This is a genomic window from Alcaligenes sp. RM2 (assembly GCF_052931795.1).
The window spans coordinates 1,203,140-1,226,685 of sequence record NZ_JBRFIO010000001.1; the positions used below are offsets into that span (position 1 = coordinate 1,203,140).

Sequence of the window (23,546 nt, forward strand, 5' to 3'; positions counted from 1 at the left end):
TTCTCCTAGCGATCGATCCAGCACTGTTTTTTACCTCCGTGAATTTCACAATGGCCCTTCCCTCTGCCATCACAGCTAGAAATGATATATATTTAATGAGAATTATTTGCATTAAGATCTATGCTGAACGGAGCAATTCATATGCGAGGCGCTTTTAGCAGGAGAAATGATGAACACGCGCAAATTTGGCTATCGCTTAACCACGGATGAACCCAGGTCATGCCGCGCTCTGAGCGATGGCCGAGTCCGGCTGCAACTACCCGAAGAACTGGGCCACTGCTATTCCGAATGCGTGGAACTGGAACAAGGGTTCTTGTTGGGCCGCTTGCACTATCACCCCAGCCGATCGCTGGTTGAAGAGAGCAACGGCCCCCATGCGGGCCGTGTCATTGTGGTTACGGTGGGTCTGCAAGGACAGTCGGCCTATCAGGGTCGGGAGAGCTCAGATCTGCTGTTCAAGGCAGGCCATACCACGGTGACGGCTTTCCGATCCCTGCGAGGGGAACGCCACTATCAAGAGGACCAATCCGTATCGCAATTACGGCTGGTCATCAGCGAGGCGGCCTTGAACAAATACGTGGGCCCGGAACGCGCCACCCAGTTGATGGATTGCGTGGGACTGCACCGTCTGTCCTTTCATGCCAGCAGCCAGGCCACCATGGCCCATGCGGCGGCACTGGCACGCTATATGCAGCCGTGCACCCCGGAGCAGCCCATCCATAATCACAGGCTGAATCTGCAAATCCATGCGCTAAGCTTGCTGGCCGAGCAGTTCAACCGCCTGGCTCCGCCCGACGCCCCCAACAGCGCCCCGCTGTCGGTGGATGATATTCAGCGGGTTGAGCGAGCACGCGATTTGCTCAGCTCGCAACTGGACCAGCAAATCACGGTGGAGTATTTGGCGACGACGGTGGGCATTAACGAGCACAAACTTAAAGAAGGTTTTCGCTATCTGTACGACAACACGCCTATCGGCCTGCTGCTTGAACTGCGTATGCGCAAAGCCTATACCTTGCTGGAGTCCGGCCAACAAGTGGCCCAGGCCGCCTGGCAAGTCGGCTACAAATACCCCAATAATTTTTCCGTCGCCTTTACGCGCTACTTTGGCCGCTCACCCAAATCCATTTTTGGCAACAAGCGCGCCTAAACCTTTGTATTTCCGCTGTTTTCGGCCTCTGCATTCATAGAGGCCCACCCTTCTTTCAGGCCGCCCCCTGCGGCCCTCTCCCTGAAAAGTTCCCCTCCTGCTTTGACAAATTCCTGCAGTTGCCGCGGATTTCCGGTCCTGCATAGGAATTGCTCCGTCCTGCATATAAATCTAAGTGATAATTATTCTCATTAATGTGAATAATATCCCCGTGCCTTTCCTCACCTTTTGAGACAAGTGGTGAGCCTGGCCAGCAAACGGGAAGTACCTCCCCACGACAGATTGTTATTTTTCGCACGGAGCCCTGGTTCGTTTTATGTCCGCTACCCTTTCACCCTACACAAAAAAACACGCGCTCAAGCCGCTGGTGTATGCCTTGATTCTGGCCTCCTGGGCCGGGCAGACACAGGCCCAAAGCGTGGGCAGCGCCCCACCCTTCTCCCGTCAGGACGAGCGCCAGGACGATACGGACAGAGCCACTCGCCTGGACACCATTACCGTCGTACGTGAAACCCGCGATGAGGCCGGCAAGGCCGATGTCTTCGAGAAAGACGTCTCCAATGTGTACGCGGGCAAGGAAGAAATCGAGCTGTACAAGGGCAGCTCCGTGGGGGATTTGTTCAAGGGCCTGAACGGGGTGTATGCGGGGGACTCGCGCAATAGCGGCGCGCTGGACCCGAACATTCGCGGTATCCAGGGTGAAGGCCGTATTCCCCTGACGATTGACGGCACGGAACAGGCAACATCAGTCTGGCTGGGTCCGGCCGGGGTCGCCAACCGCAACTATGTTGATCCCAATATGATCAGCAGCATTCTGGTGGAAAAAGGCGTGTCGGCAACGTCGGGAGCCAGCGGGATTGGCGGATCGGTGCAGATCCGCACGCTGCAGGTGGAGGATATTGTCAAACCGGGCGAGACCTTCGGGATTGAATTGAAGGCGGAGACAGCGACGAATTCGACCAAGCCGAATGAACGGGCTTTTGGGATTTTCGGAAAGGACTATCGCGATATTCCAGGGGCGGTCTTTGATAGAGGAGGCAGCAACGGCGTTGTTCTACCTGACCACATTTCTCCAGACCGTATGCCGAAAGTCGGGAATAGCGGCAAGAACTTCAATTTTGAAGACCACTCCTACCGCCTGGCCATCGCCACACAACAAGAAAATTTTGATCTGCTAGCCGCATACAGCTACCGCAGTCGCGGCAACTATTACAGCGGTAAGAAAGGTAGTGACAAGTACGAGAACGACACCTGGCAAGAGGACGCAAATAGCGACTACAACCCGTCGTACTCCTTCCCCAGAGTGAGCTACATCGCCAAGTACTACCGTCCTGGTGAGGAAGTTCTGAACACATCCAGCGAACTGGAAACCACGCTGCTGAAAGGCACGTTGCGCCTACCTCACGATCAAGCCATTGATATGAGCTACATGCGCAGCAACCATACCTTTGGCGAAAACGTGCCATGGAACGTGGTCTGGGCAATCCATGCCCTGGATGGCTATGGTGAAAAAAATATCCTCCAAACCGAAAACCCGTATAGCAAGGTCAAACAAGACACCTGGAACCTGAACTACTCCTGGAATCCCGAAGGCAGTCGTTTCATCAACTTGAAGGCCGGAGCCTGGATTACCCAAAGCGATAGTGAGCGTCATCAGAATGGCGACATCATTTACGGGATCCAAGGCCAGGGCTTGAACAACGGACGCGATGGTGACTGGGACAACTACACAAATTGCCATGTCCTGGGCACAAACGGCTCTGAATGCGCTTGGGTACCTCCTACCGCCCCAGAAAAGCTGCCCAATACAGATGGGCGTTTCAACATCATCCCCAGAGCTTTGCAAATTACCGACCATAGGCGTAGTGGGCTGAACCTTAGCAACGCCATGACTTTGCACCCAACTCTGGATCTAAGCTTATCGGCTGATTTCACACGAGAAAAGCTCAAGCAGCATGACGCTTCGGAGAAGCTCGAGAATCTGAACGAACTGACCTGGGGTGTGAACCACATGGGGCCTCGATCAGGCACCCGGCAGCAATGGAATTTTGGTTTTAACTTCGACTGGCGGCCTGTGGACTGGCTTCAGGTGAATGCTGGTGCACGCTATAGCGACTACTGGTCGTACGACGACAAGCTGGCCGAGATGCGTAGCCAGCAACATAAGGACTGGGCTATTCAGCCTGCCCTGAAAGGCTATAACTACCAGGTTCAGCGCTTAATGAGCAACCAGGAAGTTGCGGATTACGAAGGCCAAATCATTGAAAGAGAACTCCCGCTGTACAAGCAATATGAAGAAGACTGGCAGTTCATTTCCGATTTAGATCCGAGCATGCTGGAGGCCGTTTTCGGGCATACAAGCAAAAAATCATTTGAAGAAATGCTAGGCGATTCATTTCATAAAGGAAAAATTAACGGCTATCGCTATACCAAAGAAACGGTTTTTGTTCCCTCTGGCGAAAGTCACAAAGGTTTTACTGCCAATAACCCCTTTACCAATGGCGAAATTGACTCAACAGAGCAAGTCACCGATGCGCAGGGGCAAAAGGGCACAGTAGACAAATACATTGCCTCGGTAAGCAATCGCAAACCTGTTTATCAAGACGAATCTGAAATACCCAATAAATGGGAAGAACCTAAAAAACAAAAAGACCATGCTTGGGTTCCTCACATCGGGCTGACAGCCTTCATTACAGACGATATTCGTCTCTATGCCCGTTACAACGAATTTGTACGTTTTCCAAGCCTGTTCGAGTCCTCCATGGCCTTGGCTGGCGGCAGCAAGCGCTCGACCGGGGCAGCTACTCGTCCTGAACACGCCTACAACTGGGAAATCGGCTATGTCCACAATCTGAGCAGCTACTTCCCAAGCCTGGACTATGCAGACCTCAAGATCAACTACTTCAATAACCGGATCAAAGACTATATAGACCGGGACTGGGACTTCAATACCGTGCAGTTTGCCGAGAAGAAAATGTCAGGTATTGAACTGCAAGCTCGCGTAGACAGCGGCAAATACTTTGCCAACTTTGGCGGAACCTACCGCTTAAAGCAGCAGCTATGCGATGCCGACTACGCCCAGACGTTTATGCCCATCCCCGGAGCCGCAGGAAGCGACAACATTCCTGCCTGCGTTGATGGCGGCTTCCCTCGCACCTTTGCCAGAACCAGTCTGCAACCGCAGTACTCCCTGAACCTGGATGTCGGTGCACGCTTGCTGGAAAAGAAACTACTGCTCGGAGCACGTGCGGTGTATCACAGCGCCGCAAAAAACAAAGATGAAGGGCATTTTGGTGGCCTTGGCTGGGCATTTAACAGAACGAACTACTGGAACCCCATTTTGGTCTTCGATGCCTACGCCAGCTATCAGGTACAGAAAAACCTGAATGTGGACGTGGCAATCAGCAATCTAACTAATCAGTACTACCTGGACCCCATGGCCCGCACTTCTATGCCGGCCCCCGGACGAACGGTGCGCGTCGGTATGACAGCACGTTTTTAAGTAAATCGGTTTTTTTGGTCGTTTTCGTAAAAACGCCCTTTTTCTTCACTTAATGGAGTTCGTAATGAAAGCAAGTCTGAATGTACAAAAACTGGCTATTGTTTCGGCTTTCCTGCTGGCCTCCGCCAGCAGCTTCGCTGCCCCCGTAGCTGGTGGTTCCTCGAAAGCATTCGTAGTGGCGGATAAGCCGTCCACAATGATGGCTCAGGGCGAAGCTGGTATCTCCATGCCAGGTACTGACCCTTATGACGCCACCAAACAATCGGGTGTGGTGAGCTTCAAAAGCGGTCCTCTTTGGCAAACCAATCAAGTGCTGGGTGGTGCTGATGGCAATGGATATATTCAAATGCCCTTGGGAACAAACATTGCTGAAACATGGCGCCATACCATCACCAGCGGTGTAGGAGCAGGCACTCAAATTTACGCCTATCGCCAACTGAACAATCCTCTGCCGGGCTACCCCCACTTCGGTGGCGAAGTAGTTGCCAAGGTTTCCGGCCAAGAAGTGTATTTTGGTGAGTGGGCTCCCCGCATAGCCGGTACACCTCCAGCAAGCAGCACGGATCTGAACCTGAGCCATGCTGACCGCACTGTGTTCTACACCGGCGAAAACCCAACTACAGCCATGCCTAACCTGGTCAATGCCAAGTACGACGTTGTAGGTGTCAACCAATACAACCCCGGCACCCAGGCTGGTATCTCCAAAGGCACCCTGACCGCCAACTACGGTGGTGGTACAGGTACTCTGGCTGGTCTGGTTGGCACTGTTTTGTTTAATGGCACAACCATTGCTTCCGATGGCTCTTTCGCTAAAAACTTTAGCGGTAGTACAGCCAAAATTGAGGGCCAATTCTACGGCGCAGCCGCTGACGCCTTGGCCGGGATTTACTACAACCCAGCCAACGGTGCCAATGACATGGCCTTCGGCGGTGCCAAGCAGTAATCCGCCTCTGACAACACGCTAGTGTTGCCATAAGAAGAAGGGGATCGACAAGCTCGATCCCCTTTCTCTCCGGACCCTGCGTCCATCTCCCCTTTTTCTTGCAAGGTTTTCATTCATGCATGGGCGAGCCCTTCCCCTTTTGTGCCTGCTGCTGGCCATGGCATCCAGCGCGGTGCAAGCCAACGACGACGATACGCGCCGACTTCTGAATCAAATCGACCGCAATCTGAACGAACGCGAACGCTCCCATTTAGTGGAAGAAACCCCGCCTGATGTGGACCCATCGGCCCTGATCACCATCAACGGCACAACCTATAGCGTCGATGCCACGCTGACTGATCTGGAACCGGCCATTTATGTCGCCATCAATCTGCAACAGTGGGCCAAGGTGGATCAGTTTGTAGAAAAGTATCAGGAACTGCCCGACCACAACCCTGCCCTGGTGCTGATGGCTCAAGGAATGGTGGCCCGTAGCAAGGACAATCACAGCCTGGCGATCAGCAAGCTGCGCCAGGCTCAGGAAAGCGATCCCACTATGATGCGCGCCAAGCTGGAGCTGGCCCGCGTACTGTTCGAGGACTATCAATCCAGCGAAGCGAAAGAACTGTTCAGCCAGATTTCCTCTGCCGGTATTCCTGATGAAGTACGGCCCGTAATTGAAGGCTTCCAGGGTGCCTTGCAGGACCGCAATGCCTGGCACGGTTCCGCCTCGATTGGCTTGGGCTACAACAGCAATATCAACAAAGAAAACGGCCAGCAAGACACCTTCTTTACCTGCTATTTCTTTGGGTGCTTTCCGTCAGTGCGCAAGATGCCGGACCCGGTCAAATCCACCGCCATGGTCTACGACCTGACCTTGAACCGGCGTTTCCAGCTAAGCGGCAACCACAACCTACTACTGCGCGGCCTGAGCTACGGCAATCTTTACGACAAGCATAAGGAAGCCGAGCCCAAGGACATTTATTACAGCGACAACACCAGCATTATTTACGCGGGCTACAACTATCAGGACGCTAAAAACGATCTGTCGATTACGCCCTTGTTCGAGAACAATTACACCAACCGTCGCACCAGCTATCAGTCCTGGGGCGGGCGCGTGGACTGGAAGCACAATCTTAGCGACAGGCTGCAAGTAGGCGTGAATGCCCAGCACAAGAGCCTGTCCTACAAAGGCGATTTACGGCAGTACTTTGAAGAAGTCAAAGAGAACCAGATAGGCTTGTACGGCTCGTATCTGATCGATGCAAAAACCGTGGTCTACGGGGGCCTGAATTACACCCGTAATCTGCAGTCTCAGCAAACTGCGCAAAGCCGCAGCTATATGGCGAACCTGGGAATTTACCGAGCCTTTGATGCGGGCTTCAACATCAACGCCACGGCCCTGTACCGGCAGACCCGTCACGATGCCGAGGACTTGTTCCTGGGTGGGCTGCGCAAGGACCGGCAACAGATTTATATCCTGAACGTGGGCATGCCACGCTTTGCGTTCAAAGGCATTACACCCAATTTGTATGTGAAACACACTTTCAACAACAGCAATATCGACTGGGCTTTCAAATACAAGCAAACCGAAGTCGCGCTGAAGCTGGAAAAGCGTTTTTAAGCAAGGACTTCTTCGACCTCGGCGTCTGATCGGGTGCCGTCCCTTTTTAGCATCAAGCGCCTGAAGCGACAGGTATCTTTTTTAGTGACAGGGAGCGTCGTGCCACTGTTGAAAGAAGCGTTTTCAATGAGGTATCGGGGTTCTGTGGCAGGTCTCAAGGCCCTGCGGCAGCGTGTAGATCAGCCCTTCCCGTGATGCTGCTCCAGGAGACAGGACGATAAGGTCTTATTCCCTGGATCAAACACTTAACAAGCATGAGACTATGATGAACTTGCGGGGCAGACCGCCCTGCATTTGCTTTGTCTGCTTGCGTTGCGCCCTATTGCGCCCCCAGCGCGGACAAAAAAAACCACAAAAATTGCCAAGTGAAAGCCCGGTTGACCATCAGCCGGGATATAGTCGAGCAATCGATTTTCCTTAGCAGACAGAATACTTATCCCTTGGAGTCTTTCCCCATGCTTGGCCAAGAAAAAGAAACTCGCTCTGATACCAGCCCTCAAGACAGCGCCTTTCTGGAAGAAAAAGCCTTCCGCGCCCGTACTGTGCTGGTCTTTGGCACCATCACGGATAAGCTCGCCTCGGAAACCGTGCGCAAGCTGCTGGCGCTGGATGCCGAATCCACCGCCCCTATCACCATGATCGTGTCCTCGCCGGGTGGTCACCTGGAATCGGGCGATGCCATCCATGATGTGGTGCGTTTTATTTCCTCGCCCGTCACCATGGTCGGTACCGGCTGGGTTGGCAGTGCCGCCACCCACCTGTTCCTGGGCGCCGCCCGCGAGCGTCGTGTGTGTCTGCCTCAAACCCGTTTTCTGATTCACCAACCCAGCGGTGGCGCCGGTGGTCAGGCCAGCGATATGGCCATTCAAGCCCAGGAAATCATGAAAGCGCGTGAACGTATCGCCCAGGTAATTGCCCGTGAAACCGGCCAGCCTATCGAGCGTGTGCGTGACGATATCGAGCGCGACAAATGGATGAGTGCCGAGGAAGCCATTGAATATGGCCTGATCTCACGCATTATCGAACGCCGTGACGAACTGCTGCCTGCCAGCAAGTAATGACCATTTGAGGGCCCCATCATGCTGACTATTCTTGGCAGAGAATCCTCCATCAATGTGCGCAAAGTCATGTGGACCTGCGCGGAGCTGAATCTGGAATTTGAGCGGCAGGATTGGGGCATAGGCTTCAAGGACGTCAACACGGACGAATTCCGTGCGCTGAACCCCAACGCAAAAATCCCCGTCCTGCTGGATGGGGAACGTGTGCTGTGGGAATCCCATACCATTGTGCGTTATCTGGCCAACCGCCAGGCACCGACGGCCTTGTATCCGCAAGATGCCTGGCAAAGAGCCAAGGTGGATCAGTGGCTGGACTGGCAGGCCTCCGAGCTGAACCCGACCTGGACATATGCGTTCTGGAGTTTGGTGCGTCAATCGCCCACACATCAGGACGCCGCACAGGTTCAGGCATCCTTGGCAGCCTGGACCCAAGCAATGGGGATTTTGGAAAAACACTTGGCACAGACCCAGGCCTATGCCGCCGGAACGGAATTCACCCTGGCCGATATCATTCTGGGCCTGTCCATTCACCGCTGGCTGAATACGCCGTTTGATCGCCCGGTACTCAAGGCAGTCGAAGACTACTACCACCGCCTGGCCGCGCGGCCTGCCTTTATAAAGCAATGTGCCGGTTTTCCCTAAGCACTGCGTTGCCTTGCCTGACCAAAGCCGCCCGCTGTGTTCGCGGCTTTTTTTATGCTTGGCTGAACAGCGGGATGCTTGACGCCTTTTTACCAAAACGGCAACGGAAAACCAGCAAACTCCAAATCCAAATCTACTTAAAATTTGGCGCCAGATAACTGGGAAATACCTCATCTGTCGGCCGTCGGTTTTGTAATATACTTTTCCGCATGCGTGCCCTGGGTCCCCGTTTCGTTTCCCGCGAAATCCGAGTTTGGCAACTTCTGTTTTGCCTGGCTCTGCTGGCCTACGTCTGTCGCGCCATCGTCCCGGCAGGCTACATGCCTACCCGCTCAGGACAAGACAATGGCTTTGCCATTACCTTCTGTACGGCTGGCAATGCTGCCAATACGCTCTGGATTGATCTGGTCGGCCAGGATGGCCAGGCGGATTCCGATACGCATCACAATCAACAGGACTGCCCCTTTGGCATCGCGGCCTCCCCCGCCTTGTTGCCGACCCAGGATGCGCCTGTTCTGATCAGCCTGATTAGGTACCGGCCGGTTTTGTTAGCCCAGAGCAATCAAACCCTGCCACCGCTGCCGGCACAAGGCCCTCCTTTAGGTTCACGCGCCCCGCCTTTATTCCTCGCTTGATGTGTTCCCGTCCTTTGACGGTTTCTCTTTTTTATCTAGCCGAGGTTTTCAATGTCGATTTCTTCTACGTCTTTCCGTGCCACTCTGGGCATGGCTGCCGTACTGTTCGCGTCTTCCGCTGTGGCACACGTTTCCCTGCAAACCAAGCAAGCCCCGGTGGGCAGCAGCTACAAGGCGGTTCTGTCCGTGCCGCATGGTTGCAAAGGCTCTGCCACCACCAAAATCCGTGTCCGTATTCCTGAAGGTGTGGTCGGTGTAAAGCCACAGCCCAAAGCAGGCTGGACCCTGGAAACAGTAAAAGGTGACTACAAGCAGGCCTACACGCGTTGGGGTGCCAAAGTCCGCTCCGGCGTTCAGGAAGTGGTGTGGGCTGGCGGCCCCTTGCTGGATGAGCACTATGACGAGTTCGTGTTCATCAGCTACCTGGCCGATGAACTCAAGCCCAATAGCACGCTCTACTTCCCGGTTGTTCAGGAATGCGAACAAGGCGTGGAGCGCTGGATTGATCAGGCAGCGCCTGGTACTAAGGAAGCGGCAGACCATTCCGACGCCCCCGCTCCTGCGTTGCAACTTTTGCCCAAGCCTTAAACACCCAGGCGGCTGATGCCTTTGGGCATCAGCCTGAAGGAGATCTTATGCAAACGCATACCCTGCGTAGGCAGGCAGCTTGCCACCCACTGCTCGTGTTACTGCTTGCCTTGCTGTTGCTGGCCTGGGCGCCGGTGCTGTATGCCCATGCCTCCCTGGTCGCCAGCAAACCCGATAGCGGCACGGTGCTGGCCCAGGCTCCCAGTACAGCCAGCCTGAGCTTCAATGAGTCCGTATCGCCCCTGCTGATGAAGTTGATTCGTCCCGACGGTTCCTCCAAGGAGCTGGAGGACGTTCTGACACAAGACCAGCGACTGGAACTGGCCTTGCCGACCATGGAAACCGAAGGCACGTATGGGCTGAGCTGGCGGGTTATTTCTGCTGACGGCCATCCCGTAGGCGGAACACTGACATTTTCCATTGGGGCGCCCAGCTCAAATCTGGTGGACAGCACCCACAGCAATCCCCTCAGAAATGGACTGATCTGGCTGGCCCGACTTCTGGGCTATGTGGGCCTGTTTACAGGGATAGCTTGGGTGGTCTACCGCGCTCTGGGTCCAGCATCAAACAACACATCAGCGAGTCAAGGTCATATCGCGCCACGCATGCTGACTTTAGGGGCCGTCGCCTTATTGCTGAACCTGGGCTTGGTGGGTGTCGATGCGCTGGATTTGCCGCTGTCCGCCCTGTTCAGCACATCGGCCTGGAAAACGGCGGCATCCACCTCGATGGGCTTGGCCGTGCCGCTGGGCTGGGTCGCCCTAGCCTGTGCCGCCCTTTCCTGGAATGCAAGAAACGCCACTAGTAAGAAATGGCTGGCTGCTTTGGCGCTGATTCTTCTGGGAGCTTCCCTGGCGTCCAGCGGACATGCCAGCACAGCAGATCCCGTCTGGCTATCTCGGCCCAGTGTCTGGCTGCATGTCGTGGCGCTGACACTGTGGATTGGTTCCTTCCTGCCTTTGGTTCATGCACTTCAGCATGCTCAGGAATCCCGCTTGCTGACGCTGTTCTCGCGCTGGATTCCCGCCATCCTGCTGGTTCTGGTCCTGAGCGGAGCCGCGTTGATCTACGTGCAATTCGATCAGCCCGCATCGCTATGGGAAAGCCGATATGGACAAGTGCTCAGTGCGAAGCTGATTCTGGTCCTGCTCTTGCTGGGCTTGGGAGCCTACAACCGTTATCGTCTGACTCAAGCCGTCTTGCAGAAGCGTAGCGATGCCCGACAGGCTCTGCGACGTATAGTGCGTCTGGAATATGTGCTGGCGGTGCTGATCTTGGCCGTAGCCGCTTTGTGGCGCTTCACCCCGCCTCCACGCGCCTTGGCCCAGCTAGTCCCACCCAGCGTTTCCAGTCATATCCATACCGAAGCCGGCATGGCGGATCTGTTATACATCCCGGCCACCACCCAGCACCCGGCCATTCTGACCGTCGCTTTATACGAGCCGGATTTCAGTCCCCTGAAGGCTCAAGAGGTGGAGGTGATTTTCAGCAACCCGCAAGCCGGGGTGGAGTCCATTACCTTTCCGGCGGAACTCACGCGGCAGGATCAATGGGAAGTGAGTAATGTCGAGCTACCGCATCTGGCCAGCTGGAATATTCGTATTCAGGTGCTGATTTCAGATTTTGAACGCATACACCTGGATAGCACGCTGGATTTGCAAGCCAACTAAAGCGCACACAAAAACAGGCCGCGTCACACGGCCTGTGGTCCCTCTTTTGATCGGATACCCTCTTTCTGGCAGCCATGCCGCCCGCAATTTAACGGGCCAGTAAACGACTGGCCTCAAGCCTGGCTTCGCCTTCATCAACGACAAAGCTGAATTGCAGGCCCAGCACCCGGCCCAAGGTCTGCTGTGCCAGGCGTGCGGCGGCAGGAATGGCCCGCCCCTTGCTGATCACCACCATGCCAGCGCACAAATCCTTCAAGCGCTGCTTGTTCTGCTTGAAGAACAAGGCGCGTTGCTTGCGATCCTCGTGGCTTTCCTCATGGGCATGATCCCCACCGCCCAACCTGTCAGTCAGCAAGACAAAACGTTGGCCCCGATTCAACAAGGCCTCCAATTGATCCTGCGCCTGTTGCGGCGTTTGCTGCGAGCTGTGTTCTCTTAGAAACACCAATGGAAACTGCGTGTCATCAACTTGCATAAGCGGCTCCTTGCCATCAATAAAGACAGCCAACATCGAAGCGGCGCACGCCCAGATGCGGAGGGCTTCCGAAAGCATGCATCAAGCCGCTAGGTAAATACAGCCAAGCGGTATCGCGCAACAAATACGGTCGAACCGTTGCGCCTTCACCTCTCATCACAGTCTGGACTCCACAAAATCGCGCAGTTGAGGATCTCGAATCTCCAAGGCATCAAACAAGCCTAGTGCTTTCAGAGCCGGCAAGGCCGCCACAATATCGTTCAAGGCGCGCTGGCGTTGAGCGTCGCTGACATCAGGCTGGCGCAAGGCGGCAGCATTAGCCAGAAACGCGCCTACCGTGCCTTTACGAATGGTGGTGCCATCAATCTGAACTTCACTGGCGTGATCGGGAAGAATGTCATGGGCTTGCATGTGTCACTCCTTTATTCATCAAGGTTTTCAGTGTAAGCAGAAAGGTTTTGGCAGTTGTACACTATATCGGTCAATAGATAACAAAATTACGCCATGCCTGAACGCAAGATTGGTTTGCATGATTTTCTGAACTTTCCTGAGCATCCCGTCCTGTTCGCCGTCACCGGCAACCATGACTCGGAGCTGTCCTCCCGCCCCCATCAACACGCTCGCGGGCAGTTGTTCGGCTCCCTGCGCGGCCTGCTGTCCGTTGGAGTGGAGGACGCCGTTTGGGTAGTACCCGCCATCCATGCCGTCTGGCTGCCGCCGCACGTCCTGCACTCGGGCCAATCGCACGGCCCTTTTCATGGCTGGAGCGTCTATATAGACGAAGCAGCCTGCGCCGATCTGCCTTCCCAGGCCTGCACCTTGCGCACTTCCGGCCTGCTGCGTGAAGCCGTGCTGCGCGCCTGCTCCTGGGATTTGATTCCCGCCGCGCCCTTGCCCCAAGCCCAGGCTCATATTGCCTCCGTCATCCTGGATGAAATCCGCAGTCTGCCCATCGAACCTTTTGGGCTCCCGCTCCCCCAGGACCCGCGTTTACAACGCATTGCCCGCGCCCTGATTGCCGACCCCAGCAACAATCAGGGCATGGAACATTGGGCCGACTGGGCGGCGGTCAGCCTGCGCACTTTAAGCCGCCGTTTCGTGACAGAAACCGGCTTTAACTTCACCGCCTGGCGTCAACGCGCCCGCCTGATGCGCTCCCTGGAAATGCTGGCAGCCGGTGCCCCTGTCGCCACCATTGCCTATGATCTGGGGTATTCCAGCCCCAGTGCCTTTATCAGCCTGTTCAGACGCAGCTTTGGTCACACCCCGGCGAACTACCGCAATCAACTGTAAGCCCCCCCAAAGCGCTTTACGACTCATCAAGAATGCCATAAAGTGATTGATTAGAAATCCACACATCACTTTCAGAAATGGAATGGCCGAGATGGAAATGCGTCAATTACAGATTTTTTGTGCGGTTGCCGAGCATGGCAGCTTTACTGCCGCTGCCCAGAAGGTGCACACCGTGCAATCGAACGTCACCATGCGCATCAAAGAACTGGAGGCCGAACTGGAACAGCCATTGTTCATACGCCAGAAAAGTGGTGTGGTGCTGACTCCGGCTGGCCATACCTTTCTGGCCTACGCCCGCCGTATCTTGCAACTGACCGAAGAAAGCCGTGCCGCCCTGCAAGACACTGGCACTCCCAGCGGTCTGCTGCGTCTGGGCTCCATGGAGACCACGGCCGCCATCCGTCTGCCCCAGGTTTTGACCCAATACCGCGAACGCTATCCCCAGGTTCAGTTGTCCTTGCAAACCGGCACCACGGCCGAGCTGATCAAGGCCATTGAGACCCACCAGCTCGATGGTGCGTTTGTCGGTGGCTTTCATCAAAACGCCGCCCTGACTCAAGAAGAAGTGTTTGAAGAAGAACTGGTGCTGGTCAGCAGCAAGGCGGTGGAATCCCTGCCTGCCTTGATTGAAAAAATTCCCCAACAAACCGTACTGGTCTTTAGAACTGGCTGCTTTTACCGCTCTACGCTGGAACACTGGTTTTATCAGGCTGGGCTGGTGCCCAACCAGATCATGGAAATGGGCACACTGGACGGCATTCTGTCCTGCGTAGCCTCGGGCATGGGCATTACCCTGCTGCCCAAAGCCATCGCCCAGAACGGCAGCTTGCGCCTGCCCGTGCAATGTCACGAACTGCCGCCTGACCTTGCGCGTGTCAAAACCGTGTTTATCCGTCGTGCTGATGCCAATCCTGGCTCGGCTCTACGCAGCTTTGTGGCCCTGGCTCAAGCGCAGTTCGCCCAATTGCCCAAGCTGGATCAGGGCGAGGTCGAACAGCCTGCTCTGACGGGCCAGCCTGTGGGTCTGTCCAGCAGCGCCGCACAGGCTTTGCCGCAGTAAGGCATCAGGACAGGCCCAGGGCCAGTTCCGCGACCCGTTCTGCCGCTGGCACAATGCTGTGGATCTTGCCGACGCCCTGACCGGCATACAAAGACAGTTTCCTGGCCATTCTGTCCTTATCAATCGCCCGTGCCCCGCCTCCAACCAAACGCAGCACATTCCACTTGTCGCGGTTGGGAATCACCCGATGCGGCGTGCCGTACGTCCAGCCAAAGGAATAGCCAGTGCGATATTCCGTATCGTCCGTACTGGCTTCCAGAATCTTTTGCTTGTAGAGCGGATGCGCGTTGGACTCCTCGCTGGCCAGAAAGGCCGTGCCCACCAATACGCCGGAAGCCCCCAGGCTCATGGCCGCCCTGACATCCTGGCGGGTCGTAATCCCGCCTGCCGCCAGTACGGGACGACCTTGCGCACAGTCCAGAATCGCTGGTAGCAAAGACATCAGGCCAATCGTGCCGCGATTCAGATGGCCACCACCCTCACTGCCTTGGGCCACGATAATGTCGGCCCCATGCGCAATCGCTTTACGAGCCAGAGCCACCGTGCCGGTTTGCACCATCACAATCATGCCGGCGTCTTTGGCGCGGGGAATCATGTCGGCGGAATAGTCCTCAGCATAGAACAGCGACAGGATGCGAGGCCGCTCCTGCAAGATCACTTGAAACTGGGCCTCGAACACCTCCGGGCCACCAAACTGCGGCACCACATTCACCCCGAAAGGCTGGTCCGTCAGTGCCCTGGTTTCCCGCAGCCACTTACGCAGCATCAAGGGAGCCAGACGCAAGCCACCCAGCACACCCATCCCACCCGCGTTCGCTACCGCCGCCACCAATTGCGGCCCGGAAATCGCAGCCATGCCCGCCAGAAAAATCGGGTACTGCACTCCGCACATATCCGTAATGACATTGCCCGCAAAGTCTCGATTTGCTTCGCTCATGATTTACAACTCCACCTGTTTGCCCAAGATGCGACGCAAGGCCAGATTCTTCAGTACAAAATGATTCTTGAATGCCCCGAAAAGGTGCAAGGCCAGCCCTGCCAAAAAGGCTGTGGCGCCAATATTGAACAGCACATCAACCACGGCTTTGACCTGCTCATTCGGGCTGATCACGGTCGGTAACGCCAGGCCACCGGGCAACTCCACCGCCACGCCAGCCGCCGCACGGGATAGCCAGACGGCGACGGGCAGCAGCACCATCGCCAAGGCCAGGGCTGTCGCCACGGAGCGGGCCACTATTACTTCCACCGGGTTGGGCGAGCCCACCGGCAAGGGGTGAAAAGAAGTCACCCGCGCCCAGAAGCGGTAGATGGAAATCAGGAACAGCAGCGTCCCCAGCAGATTTTGCAGCTGCACCAATCGCACATCGCCGGGGCTTTGGGCCAGGGCCACCCCCAAGCCCAGAATGGAAAACAGCAAGGCCGCTACAAGCCAGTGCAGCACAATAGTGATGGGCGAGAACCTGAGTCCGTTGTCTCGCAATTGCATGATTAGCTCCTTGAAAAGGTCACCGGGGGCAAGTCCTCTACAGTGCAATACCGAGAGTGATACGTCGTGAGCCACTTGCCCAACAGGTACAAGCGGCCAGTGTCGGCAGTCACCTTGTCGCCTGCAGGCCTGGGCCTGTGTCACAGTGGCTTCAGAGCCTTGGCTGTGCCAAGAACCGTCGTTTAGAAGCCCTGACGATAGGCGCAGCAACAGATCAAGTAAAATGATGAATACTGATTAATAAAATCTTTTTTAGTGATTGATAAACAGAAAGTTCTTCTCAGAACGCCAAGCGACAGGCGTGCAACCTTCATCATCAAGCCATCCAAGGGCAACAAGTAACACCCGCTGATCGTTCGCAAGAAACCGCAGGCTCATCTAGGCCTCGCCTACATGAATCGTTTTTTTATCATTATTAGTGATTCATATAATCATTATTCATCATTTTACTTGATCCAATCAGTCTTCTATCTTCCCTATCGATAGCCCTGCTATCCCGCCCTCAAACCAGGAGACTGAAACCATGACTCGCCCAGCTGTCTATCTTGAACACTGTAAAAAAAGCCACGTCTTGCCCGGCTTTTTAATCTTATGGTGACGGACGCTCAACGCGACATCATCAGGACCGCTGCCCCGCTGCTGGCAAGCGGCGACAAAGCCCTGACCACCTATTTTTATGAATTGATACTGCGCGACTCCCCACCGATGAGCCCCTTGGTCAGCCAGATCGCCAACAATCTCCTCGCTCTACAGATCCAGCCCGAGCATGACCCAATGATGAGCACTTGCCAGCTGCAGGCCATACGCGAAGAGCTGATCGCGAGGATGACAGGCAACGAGCTCATAGATGGATGGGTCGCCGCCTATCAACAGTTGTCGAATTTGCTAATCGAAGCCGAACGTCTGATTTACGACGATATGGCTATCAGTTCCAGCGGCCTTGCAGACCGCAGTACCAATCAAGAATGAACCATCATGCCATTACTGAAATTTGATCTGATCCAAGGCCGCAACGACAAAGAGCTGCGCCTGCTGCTGGACACCGCGCATCAAGCTATGGTGCAAGCCTTTGATGTTCCCGCCAGCGACCGCTACCAGTGCGTGACCCAGCACCGTCCCGGCGAGCTGATACTGGAAGACACCGGCCTGGGCTATCCGCGTAGCGACAAGGTGGTACTGCTGCACATCGTGTCCCGCCCCCGCAGCGAGAGTCAGAAAGTCCAGTTCTACCGCTTGCTGGCAGAACGGCTGGAACAGAACTGTGGCGTGTCGCCCAATGACCTGATCATCGCTCTGGTAGAAAACAGCGATGCAGACTGGTCCTTCGGGCGTGGGCGGGCGCAGTTTTTGACGGGGGAGTTATAGGCTAAAGACAGGTATACTCGCCCAGACCGTTTTTACAGAAACGGTCTTTTCACCGAGGGGAGCCTGGCGAGCAGGCTGAGAAACTGCCCGAGCAGATTGCACCGCAGTGACCCGTTGAACCTGATCCGGGTCATGCCGGCGAAGGGACGGGTCTGTACCTGCTCGCCGCTTGCTGCCGGATGGCTATCCTTGACTAGGAGTTGCTATCTTGTCTTCTGACCACTCTCCCTCCCCCATCGGCCCGGTTGCCGCCACCCTGGCTGCCGTCATCCATCAAGACCGGATTTTGCTGATACGCCGCGCCAATCGCCCCGATGCAGGACGCTGGGCCTTTCCGGGTGGCAAGATTCGCGCGGGCGAAACCATCATGGCGGCGGCCCATCGGGAACTGACCGAAGAAACCGGCGTACAAGGCCAGGCCATGCAGCTCTTTGATGCGCTGGATGTATTTGACCGCGAACCCAGCGCCAGACCTTTGGCCTATTCGCATTTCATTCTGATTGCCGTGCTGTTTCGCTGGCAGCAAGGTGAGCCGCAAGCAGGCGATGACGCTCTGGACGCGCGCTGGTTCAGCAATGCGGAACTGGACAGTCTGGATGTGGCACACAGCTTTGATGTAGTACGAGTTGCCCGTCGGGCACTGGCATTGGCTACCACTCAAGATCAAGCAGGCCAAGCATGATTCCCAATGTCTTGAGTATTGCGGGCACGGACCCGACCAGCGGTGCCGGTATTCAGGCTGATCTGAAAGCCATGTATGCCTTGGGCGCTTATGGCATGAGCGTGATTACCGCCGTGGTCGCGCAAAACACCCAGGGTGTGCGGTGTTTTGTGGCGCTGGAGCCGGACTTTGTGGCGGACCAGTTGGATGCGGTGTTTGAGGATGTGCGCGTGGATGCCATCAAGATCGGCATGATCGCCAATGCAGGGATTGCGGAAGCAATTGCAGACCGCCTGCACCATCACGGTCTGGACTGCCCGATTGTGCTGGACCCGGTCATGGTCGCTAAAAGCGGGGATCGTTTGCTCAGCCCCGAAGCCGTGTCCGTCGTGCGCGACAGGCTGCTGCCCATGTGTACCCTGCTTACCCCCAACTTGCCCGAAGCGGGCGATCTGCTGCACAAACCGGAACCCGCCTCACTGCAAGAGATGCACAGCACCTTAAGCGAACTGTGCTTGCTGGGCCCTGCGTGGGTGCTGTTAAAGGGCGGCCATCTGGACGGCCCGGACAGTGTGGATTTGCTGCAAGGCCAAGGGCAAAGCCATGTTTTTCAGTCGCCACGCATTCCGACACGCAACACGCATGGCACGGGCTGTTCGCTGTCCTCCGCCATTGCTGCTCTGTTACCGGGCCGCAGCGTACCGACCGCGGTAGGCTTGGCCAAGGAATACTTGAATGGCGCTTTGGCCGCGGCTGACCAATTGCGGATTGGCTTGGGGCAAGGTCCGGTCCATCACTTCCATGCTTTGTGGTCACCTGCAGAGAGTAAGGCGACCTCCCCAATCCAGGAATAGAGCCCACCTTGTATTGGGCCTCATAGCGCCACCCGCATTTTTTAGCCAATGGACAAACATCCCAGACAATTTCCGGCGCATTTCCGGATTTCCAGCCCGACAGCCCTGAGACTTTTATTAGAATAATGTGCTGACTAATTACTCCTATAATTCAGAGCACATGACAGTATTAACAGGATGAATCAATATTTATATTTCCTGACATCAAACATTACCGTTTTGTCATGTTCGCCTCATAGTCGGGATCAGCCTTTTTGATCAATCCATTTCTGGAATGGATGAGTCTGCCACTTCATAAATCTCCGAGAAGCCAAATGTGGAATTGCTTACTGATTGAAGACGACCGGGAAAATGCCCGGTATTTAGTGAATGGCTTATCCGAGCTGGGCTATTCGGTGGTGACCAGTCATGATGGCGTTTCCGGTTTGGAAAATGCCATGAAAGACGTATGGGATGTGATTATCCTGGATCGCATGCTACCCAATAATGTCGATGGCCTGTCCATTCTTTTTACTTTGCGATCTTTAGGTAAAAAAGTCCCTGTACTGGTATTAAGTGCCTTATCCGGCGTAGACGACAAAGTTGATGGTTTGAAAGCCGGTGGCGATGATTATTTAATCAAGCCCTTTTCCTTTCAGGAATTGGCCGCCCGCCTGCATGCCCTGATACGCCGCAGCAGTGACAATGCAGAAATCAAGAATCTGCAGGTGGATGATCTGGTCATGAATATCCGCAACCAGAAAATCTCCCGTGGCGACGAGGTGCTGGAGCTGCAACCTCGTGAAATCAAGCTGCTGTCCTACCTGCTGATGAACAGCCACAAGATCGTTACCCGCACCATGCTTCTGGAAGTGGTCTGGGGCTATAACTTCGACCCCCAATCCAATGTGATTGGTGTGCTGGTCAGTCGTTTGCGGCGCAAGGTGGACAAGGAAGGCGCCACGCCCCTGATCCATACCGTGCGTGGCCGTGGCTATGTACTTAGCGACAAGGACAGCATCGACGGTTTCAAGCTAAAGCGCTGCGATGATTGATTTCATCAAACGCCTGTGGGAGTCCACCTCCTTCCGGCTGACCTTGAACTACAGCATCCTGGCCATCTTCACCACGCTCTTTTTAATCGGTTTTTTCTACGTTCAGGTGTTTGGAGCCTTGCGCGACGAGCACCTGCGGCAAATCAACGTCGCCGTACAGCGTCTTAGCATTGCCTACGAAGTCGGCGGGCGCGAAGAGATCCTGCGCATGATCGAGCTAACCCTCTCGGACCGGATTGATTCGGGCCAGGAAATCTATCTGCTGCTGGACGAATTCAATCACACCCTGGTGGGCAATATCAGCGAGATCCCCGGCCTGAACAACCTGCCAGAACGACAAGTGGTGGAAGTGCAGATCAAGCATATCGACGCGCTATCCGAAGGCAATGTCCGCGTCACCAAACTGTCCGGCGGAGAAACCCTGGTGGTCGGCCACGAGCTGGGCACCTTGATCGAGCTGCGCGCCATGCTTAGCCGCATCATTGTCACCTCCATGATCCTGGCCTTGATGCTAGTAATTCTGGGCGCCTATGTCTTTAGCAATGAGCTGAAATACCGCGTGGGCCGCATCCGCCTGCTGACGGAACAGGTAGGCGCGGGCGACATTTCCAAGCGCATCACCTCCGAGAGCGAGGACGTTTTTGGCCTGATCCACCACGACATCAACCGCATGCTGGACAAGATCGAGAGCCTGATGCAAGGCGCACGGCATATCTCCGATACCGTGGCCCACAATATCCGCACCCCGCTCACCCGCATCGTTGGCAAGCTGCGTGAAACCCAGAACCTGCCTGGTGTCCCGCCCCATGTCCGGGAGGCACAACAAGACGCGATTGAAGAAGTAGAGAACCTGAGCGTGCTGCTGGGCAAGCTGCTACAAATTGCCGAGCTGAATGCCGGTGTGCAAAGACAGAACTTCAAGGCCTGCGATCTGGAAGTGATTGCCGAAGACGTTCTGGACTTGTACAGCTTTTTCGCTGAAGAAAAGGGCGTCACGCTGCAGAAAAAGAAAATCGACAGAGTCATTATTAATGGCGACAGCAATTTATTAGCCAGTGCTTTAGCCAATCTGGTGGATAACGCTGTTAAATACGCCCATTCCCATGCCAGCGTTGAAATTAAAAAACGCTTTGACAATAAAATCTCCATCATTGTGGAAGATGATGGCCCGGGATTACCAGAAAGCGAATATGAAAACGTAGGCAAGTATTTTTATAGATTCAATAATAATAGTGAAGGATTTGGATTGGGATTAACCAGCGTTGCCGCCATTATTGAATTGCACCGGGGCGAGCTGATTTTCTCCAAAGGAGTATCCGGCTTGAAAGTCACCATTGTGCTGCCTGTTTAAGCCTTACCAAACCGTTCAAACATGACCAAAAGGTAATGAAACTGTCACCCTAAGCCCTCTCCTGCTCCGCTAAGCTAGCCTCATTTTTAATCGCTCTTTTTCAGGGTTTATAAAAATCATGCTTGCTTTAGGGGAATGAGGAGATTCATGAGCAGACAAAAATATTATTCAGCCGGCCTGATGGTGGGAGTAGGCGTATTTACCGTCCTGATGGGACAGAAATACTCCTTGGGCACCATGGCCCGCATGGGACCGGGCTACTTCCCGTTTCTGCTGGGCATCGTGATGATTGTGCTGGGCGCTCTGTACCTGTTTGTAGAGACCGCCGCGCACGACGATGAGCAGGAGGAGGACTACGGCCCGCCGCAATGGCGTGGCTGGATGGCGATTGTGGGTGGCATCATCGCCTTCATTATTCTGGGTCGCTACGGCGGACTGGTTCCCGCCACCTTTGCCCTGGTGTTCATCTCTGCCATGGGCGACAAGGAACATTCCTGGCTCACCGCCCTGCTGCTGTCCATTTTCGTGACGCTGCTGGGTGTGGTTATTTTCTCCTGGGGGCTGGAGCTGCAATTCCCCCTGTTCACTTGGGGCTAAGCCATGGAAATTCTATCTAACCTGATGCACGGCTTTAGCGTTGCCTTTCAACTGGACAACCTGATGTGGGCCGTGTTTGGCGTGTTCATGGGGAACCTGATCGGGGTGCTGCCCGGCATGGGTGTGCTGGCAGCCATCTCCATCCTGCTGCCCCTGACCTACGCCATGACCCCGACCGCCGCCCTGATTATGTTGGCCGGTATTTACTATGGCTCCCAGTACGGTGGCGGCATTACCTCCATCATGCTGAATCTGCCCGGTACCGCCTCGCACGCAGTGGCGTGTCTGGACGGCAACCCCATGGCCCGCAACGGCAAAGCCGGATCGGCTCTGTTCATGTTGATGTTGTCCTCCTTTTTTGGGGCCACCATCGGCATTCTGGCCATGATTCTATTCTCGCCCGCGCTGGTCGATATTGCCTTCAAATTCGGCCCGGCTGAATACTTTTCCATGATGATGCTGGGCCTGCTGGCCGGCGCCACACTGGCCAAAGGTTCTGCCATCAAGGGCGTGGCCATGGTCGTCATGGGTTTGATCTTTGGCGTGGTCGGTACGGATGTGAACAGTGGTGTATCGCGCTTTGATTTCAATATTCCGGAACTGCAGGACGGCTTGCAGATTGTGGCGCTGGCCATGGGCCTGTTCGGTATTGCGGACTTCCTCAAGAACATCAACCGGATCAATAGCGGCCACACCAAGGCCATTGGTAAAGTCTCCACCCGTTCCCTGCGTCCGGAAAAAGGCGATATCAAGCAATCCAAAGGCGCTCTGGTGCGCGGTACTGCGATTGGTGCGGCTTTCGGGATTCTGCCCGGCACTGGCCCGACCATTGCGTCTTTCATTGCCTACGCCACGGAAAAGAAAGTTGCCAAGAACCCCGAGCGCTTTGGACGTGGTGCGATTGAGGGCATTGCTTCGCCCGAAGCCGCCACCAGTGCCTCTACCCAGACCAGCTTCATTCCTACCCTGAGCCTGGGCATTCCCGGCGACCCGGTCATGGCCTTGATGCTGGGCGCGCTGATCATTCACGGCATCCAGCCTGGCCCGCAAATGGTGGTCGAGCACGCCGATATGTTCTGGGGCCTGATCGCCAGTTTCTGGGTGGGCAACATCCTGCTGCTGGTGTTGAACCTGCCCTTGATCGGCATGTGGGTGCGCCTGCTGTCCGTGCCCTTCAAGTACCTGTACCCCGCGGCCCTGTTCTTTGTGTGCGTGGGTGTCTATAGCACCAACAACAACCTGTTCGATGTGAATATCGTGCTGCTGTTTGGGGTGCTGGGTTACTTCTTCATGCGCCTGCGCTTTGAGGCGGCCCCCTTGCTGCTGGGCTTTGTCTTGGGACCGATGGTAGAAGAAAACTTCCGCCGCGCCCTGCTGCTTTCTCGTGGTGACCCCATGATCTTCCTGGAGCGCCCGATCAGCATGGTCTTTATTATTGCGTGCATCTTGCTGATGCTGGGACTGAGCTACTCGTTCTGGCGCTCGAATAGCCAGAAGAAGCTGGGAGCCCTGGCCAAGGCTTGAAACTCTGACACCCACTAGTCATGGGGGGATCGGCTAAACGCAATGCTTTTACCGCAGC

General features: G+C 55.3%; 23 protein-coding genes and 1 riboswitch. Of the genes, 19 read left to right on the forward strand and 4 right to left on the reverse strand.

Annotated features, from left to right (window positions below; translation table 11 throughout):
* Positions 1-169 precede the first annotated feature (169 nt).
* From ACU6HM_RS05590 to ACU6HM_RS05630, 9 genes are all read left to right on the forward strand, one after another.
* On the forward strand, positions 170-1,147 hold the full coding sequence (locus ACU6HM_RS05590; RefSeq protein ID WP_446763439.1) for a helix-turn-helix domain-containing protein: 978 nt from the start codon (positions 170-172) through the stop codon (positions 1,145-1,147).
* 316 nt (positions 1,148-1,463) lie between these two features.
* A complete protein-coding gene (locus ACU6HM_RS05595; RefSeq protein ID WP_254499352.1) occupies positions 1,464-4,649 on the forward strand; it encodes a TonB-dependent receptor domain-containing protein in 3,186 nt (1,061 codons plus the stop codon).
* Between the two features lie 64 nt (positions 4,650-4,713).
* Positions 4,714-5,592, forward strand: coding sequence for a Slam-dependent surface lipoprotein (locus tag ACU6HM_RS05600; RefSeq protein ID WP_250757100.1), 879 nt, complete (start codon positions 4,714-4,716; stop codon positions 5,590-5,592).
* 115 nt (positions 5,593-5,707) lie between these two features.
* The gene (locus ACU6HM_RS05605) at positions 5,708-7,195 is read left to right on the forward strand and encodes a surface lipoprotein assembly modifier (protein WP_446763440.1); all 1,488 of its coding nucleotides are present in this window, start codon (positions 5,708-5,710) and stop codon (positions 7,193-7,195) included.
* Positions 7,196-7,650: 455 nt separating this feature from the next.
* Positions 7,651-8,253, forward strand: a complete 603-nt coding sequence (locus ACU6HM_RS05610) for an ATP-dependent Clp protease proteolytic subunit (protein WP_009454612.1) — start codon at positions 7,651-7,653, stop codon at positions 8,251-8,253.
* 21 nt (positions 8,254-8,274) lie between these two features.
* Positions 8,275-8,895 carry a glutathione S-transferase family protein gene (locus ACU6HM_RS05615; RefSeq protein WP_446763441.1) on the forward strand — a complete coding sequence of 207 codons (621 nt, stop codon included), beginning with the start codon at positions 8,275-8,277 and terminating at the stop codon, positions 8,893-8,895.
* A gap of 209 nt (positions 8,896-9,104) precedes the next feature.
* Complete coding sequence (locus tag ACU6HM_RS05620) at positions 9,105-9,530, forward strand: DUF2946 family protein (RefSeq protein ID WP_052159153.1); 426 nt, start codon at positions 9,105-9,107, stop codon at positions 9,528-9,530.
* A 51-nt stretch (positions 9,531-9,581) separates the two neighbouring features.
* Positions 9,582-10,118: a YcnI family copper-binding membrane protein gene (locus tag ACU6HM_RS05625; RefSeq protein WP_369326703.1), complete on the forward strand. Its 537-nt coding sequence runs from the start codon at positions 9,582-9,584 to the stop codon at positions 10,116-10,118.
* A 47-nt stretch (positions 10,119-10,165) separates the two neighbouring features.
* Positions 10,166-11,788 (forward strand): copper resistance CopC/CopD family protein, encoded by a 1,623-nt coding sequence (locus ACU6HM_RS05630; protein ID WP_369326702.1) that lies wholly within the window; start codon positions 10,166-10,168, stop codon positions 11,786-11,788.
* Between the two features lie 88 nt (positions 11,789-11,876).
* On the opposite strand, the gene ACU6HM_RS05635 is transcribed toward ACU6HM_RS05630, so the two are convergent.
* Positions 11,877-12,263 (reverse strand): hypothetical protein, encoded by a 387-nt coding sequence (locus ACU6HM_RS05635; RefSeq protein ID WP_031232143.1) that lies wholly within the window; start codon positions 12,261-12,263, stop codon positions 11,877-11,879.
* A 156-nt stretch (positions 12,264-12,419) separates the two neighbouring features.
* Positions 12,420-12,674 carry a hypothetical protein gene (locus tag ACU6HM_RS05640; protein WP_009454626.1) on the reverse strand — a complete coding sequence of 85 codons (255 nt, stop codon included), beginning with the start codon at positions 12,672-12,674 and terminating at the stop codon, positions 12,420-12,422.
* A 93-nt stretch (positions 12,675-12,767) separates the two neighbouring features.
* On the opposite strand from ACU6HM_RS05640, the gene ACU6HM_RS05645 reads away from it, so the two are divergent.
* Together ACU6HM_RS05645 and ACU6HM_RS05650 are read left to right on the forward strand one after the other, a co-directional pair.
* Complete coding sequence (locus tag ACU6HM_RS05645) at positions 12,768-13,556, forward strand: AraC family transcriptional regulator (RefSeq protein ID WP_035267993.1); 789 nt, start codon at positions 12,768-12,770, stop codon at positions 13,554-13,556.
* Between the two features lie 82 nt (positions 13,557-13,638).
* Positions 13,639-14,616 carry a LysR substrate-binding domain-containing protein gene (locus ACU6HM_RS05650; protein ID WP_446763442.1) on the forward strand — a complete coding sequence of 326 codons (978 nt, stop codon included), beginning with the start codon at positions 13,639-13,641 and terminating at the stop codon, positions 14,614-14,616.
* Positions 14,617-14,620: 4 nt separating this feature from the next.
* Here ACU6HM_RS05650 and ACU6HM_RS05655 read toward each other — a convergent pair whose 3' ends face one another.
* Positions 14,621-15,553: an NAD(P)H-dependent flavin oxidoreductase gene (locus ACU6HM_RS05655; protein ID WP_446763443.1), complete on the reverse strand. Its 933-nt coding sequence runs from the start codon at positions 15,551-15,553 to the stop codon at positions 14,621-14,623.
* A gap of 3 nt (positions 15,554-15,556) precedes the next feature.
* Positions 15,557-16,102 (reverse strand): cytochrome b, encoded by a 546-nt coding sequence (locus ACU6HM_RS05660; protein ID WP_009454631.1) that lies wholly within the window; start codon positions 16,100-16,102, stop codon positions 15,557-15,559.
* A 591-nt stretch (positions 16,103-16,693) separates the two neighbouring features.
* Between ACU6HM_RS05660 and ACU6HM_RS05665 the strand changes: the two genes are divergently transcribed.
* From ACU6HM_RS05665 to ACU6HM_RS05700, 8 genes are all read left to right on the forward strand, one after another.
* A complete protein-coding gene (locus ACU6HM_RS05665) occupies positions 16,694-17,071 on the forward strand; it encodes a hypothetical protein (protein ID WP_446763444.1) in 378 nt (125 codons plus the stop codon).
* Positions 17,072-17,077: 6 nt separating this feature from the next.
* Entirely contained in the window at positions 17,078-17,467 is a 390-nt protein-coding gene (locus ACU6HM_RS05670; protein WP_009454633.1) for a tautomerase family protein, read from the forward strand.
* 45 nt (positions 17,468-17,512) lie between these two features.
* A riboswitch (TPP riboswitch) is annotated at positions 17,513-17,631 on the forward strand.
* A gap of 44 nt (positions 17,632-17,675) precedes the next feature.
* Positions 17,676-18,149, forward strand: a complete 474-nt coding sequence (locus tag ACU6HM_RS05675) for an NUDIX hydrolase (protein WP_009454635.1) — start codon at positions 17,676-17,678, stop codon at positions 18,147-18,149.
* The gene (gene thiD / locus ACU6HM_RS05680) at positions 18,146-18,982 is read left to right on the forward strand and encodes a bifunctional hydroxymethylpyrimidine kinase/phosphomethylpyrimidine kinase (RefSeq protein WP_254499361.1); all 837 of its coding nucleotides are present in this window, start codon (positions 18,146-18,148) and stop codon (positions 18,980-18,982) included. Before ACU6HM_RS05675 ends, thiD begins: the two co-directional genes overlap by 4 nt.
* 314 nt (positions 18,983-19,296) lie before the next feature.
* The gene (locus ACU6HM_RS05685) at positions 19,297-20,016 is read left to right on the forward strand and encodes a response regulator transcription factor (RefSeq protein WP_446763445.1); all 720 of its coding nucleotides are present in this window, start codon (positions 19,297-19,299) and stop codon (positions 20,014-20,016) included.
* A complete protein-coding gene (locus tag ACU6HM_RS05690) occupies positions 20,009-21,367 on the forward strand; it encodes an ATP-binding protein (RefSeq protein ID WP_446763446.1) in 1,359 nt (452 codons plus the stop codon). The genes ACU6HM_RS05685 and ACU6HM_RS05690 overlap by 8 nt, the downstream gene beginning before the upstream one ends.
* Positions 21,368-21,514: 147 nt before the next feature.
* Complete coding sequence (locus ACU6HM_RS05695; protein WP_026482781.1) at positions 21,515-21,964, forward strand: tripartite tricarboxylate transporter TctB family protein; 450 nt, start codon at positions 21,515-21,517, stop codon at positions 21,962-21,964.
* 3 nt (positions 21,965-21,967) lie between these two features.
* Positions 21,968-23,488, forward strand: a complete 1,521-nt coding sequence (locus ACU6HM_RS05700; RefSeq protein ID WP_021446689.1) for a tripartite tricarboxylate transporter permease — start codon at positions 21,968-21,970, stop codon at positions 23,486-23,488.
* Positions 23,489-23,546 lie beyond the last annotated feature (58 nt).